Raw genomic sequence first — 2,320 nt, forward strand, 5'->3', positions numbered from 1 at the left:
ATCGGGTCGTGGGGCCTGCATGCCCGACAGCTGCTCGCGTGGATAGGCGCCCTGCCCCCACGGAGGCGGTGTGACGAGGCTCGATCGTCGGGCGGTGGGGATGCTGGCCGGCACGGTCGTGCTGGTGGCGGTGATGGTGCCGCTGGCGGCCGGTCGGGAGGAGGCCTTCGACACGGTCCTGTACGCCACCCTCCCGCTGGTGCTCGCCACGGCTACGCCCGCGGTGGTGCTGGGACTGGGCCGGCTGCTGGCCGTGCAGCCGACGCACCTCACTGTGGCTGGGGCTGGGTCACTCCAGATAGTCGCGGACTACAAGCGCGTGAGCGCTGTGCATGCGGCAGGTCGCGCAGGTCGCGGGCGAGCGTCAGGGCCGCAATATCCTGGAGTGGCAGAGGACGCTGCCGCGCCATCCCGCCAGACCGACCGCCGGTAATTGGCCTCGGCCAGCGATCGTGATGGTGGCGGCTCGAAGCCGCTCCTTGCTGAATGGTAATCAGGTCGGTGCCCGCAAGGTTCTTCGTGGCCATTGCAGTTCGTTGGGCCTGACCGGTCGTCGCTCGGACAGCTACGGGGCGCCGAAGGCGATGCTCTGGAGGATGGGCACGACCTCGCCCAGGTACTCAGTGAAGGTGCCTTGGCCGGGAACCTGCGCGACCTCGATGACCACGGTTCCGTCCTCGGTGGCCAGCAGGTACAGGCGCACGGTCATCCCGGGATAGATGACGTGATAGAGCTGGGAGACACCCGACCCGATGATGAGCGGCACGACCGGCTTGCCCTCGCTGAAGGGGCAGGTGGTCGTCCACCGCTTGGCCAGGGTGACATCCACCAGGAAGCCGTCGAGGCCACCGATGGTCACGGGCTGTGGCTCGGTGGTCACCAGGCCACGGCGTCCGGTCAGCCAGGTGGCGAGGTCTTGGGCCGGCGCCCCGATGCCGGGCTCGGCCCGCTCAGCACAGTTCTCCGCGGCCGCGAACACGTTGCCGTAGATGCCCAGGAAGTTGCCGCCGTAGATGCCCTCCTGCGGGTCCGGGCCCGCGCCAGCAGGACGTTCCCCGGCAGGTCCTCTCCATTGACTCGCCACCGGTGGTTCCCGGACGCATCGGGCGCTGGGTGGAGGCAGGAGCGTGTCGGATCGTTCACCACAACCTCCCTTCCCTGGCTAGCCTGAGATTCTCCTCCTCCGTCTCCCGGCACAAGCCGTAGCGGCGTCCGTAACGTTTCCGAGACGCGGGCAAGTCACCCTGGCACGTGATCCGCGACGCTGGGAAGGTAGCGGTGCTGGTGGTGAGCTGCGTGGAGCGAGGACCAGGGTGGTGACTGCTGCCATCGGGCTTACTAGGCCGCGCCGGTGGTCAACCGCGTTGGCGTGGGCGCTGTGGGCGCTGGCCATGGTTGGCCACGCCGCCATGTTGTGGCTGGATGACCTGCTGCGCCAGACCGGCCGGCCCGACCTCACCCAGGTGCTTCCCCTGCTCCCCCACTACCTGGTCGGGGTGGGGGCGGCCACCATGGGGGCGCTGCTGGCCAGCCGCCGGCCTCGCCACCCGGTCGGCTGGCTGCTGCTGGTCTTCGGCCTGGCCTCGGCGGTCACCGGGGTGGCCACCGGCTACGCCTACTACCTGGTCGCGACCCACCCCCAGGACCTGACCGCCGCCGGGGGCGCAGCCTTGGCCGGCTACCTCAGCTTCCTCCCCATCCCGGTCGCCATGAACCTCGTCATGCTGCTCACCCCCACCGGGTCGCTGCCCTCGCCCCGCTGGCGGCCACATGTCGCCATCCTCCTGACCGCAACATTGGTGACCGCGCTGGCCGACACCTTCGGCTCCTACCCGCTGCTGGACCCGCCGGCGCCGCCGGTCCACAGTCCTCTTGCCGTCCCGGCCCTGGCCGCCCCCCTGCAGCTGACCGGCAGGCTGTCCAGCCTCGTCATCGGGCTGATGAGCCTGGCATCGGCCGGGTCGCTGGTGGTGCGGTTCCGCCGCGCCCGCGGCCTGGAGCGCCAGCAGCTGCGCTGGCTGGCCCTGGCGGTAACCACCGTGGTGCCGGTGGGGGTCCTGGTCGCCATCCTCGCCGACTCGGCCCTGTCCGCCTGGGGGACCGGCATCGCCGTGCTCGGGGTGCAGCTGGCGATCTATGCCGCCATCGTCCGCTACCGGCTGTATGACCTGGACCGCATCATCAGCCGCACCCTGGCCTGGGGGCTGCTGACGGTGCTGCTGGGCGGCGGCTACGCCGCCGTGATCCTCGGGCTGGGCCAGCTCCTTGGCCGCGACTCCCGCCTGGCCGTGGCCGCCGCCACCCTGGCCGCGGCGGCCCT

2 protein-coding genes are annotated in these 2,320 nt (G+C 70.9%); one reads left to right on the forward strand and one right to left on the reverse strand.

What is annotated here, in order from left to right; all coding sequences use genetic code 11:
- Positions 1-565 precede the first annotated feature (565 nt).
- Positions 566-1,084, reverse strand: coding sequence for a hypothetical protein (locus VF468_13840; protein ID HEX5879373.1), 519 nt, complete (start codon positions 1,082-1,084; stop codon positions 566-568).
- 280 nt (positions 1,085-1,364) lie between these two features.
- Here VF468_13840 and VF468_13845 point away from each other — a divergent pair.
- Positions 1,365-2,320: hypothetical protein (locus tag VF468_13845; GenBank protein HEX5879374.1), on the forward strand; the 956-nt coding region annotated here is incomplete at its 3' end.

Source organism: Actinomycetota bacterium (assembly GCA_036280995.1).
Taxonomy (GTDB): Bacteria; Actinomycetota; CALGFH01; order CALGFH01; family CALGFH01; genus CALGFH01.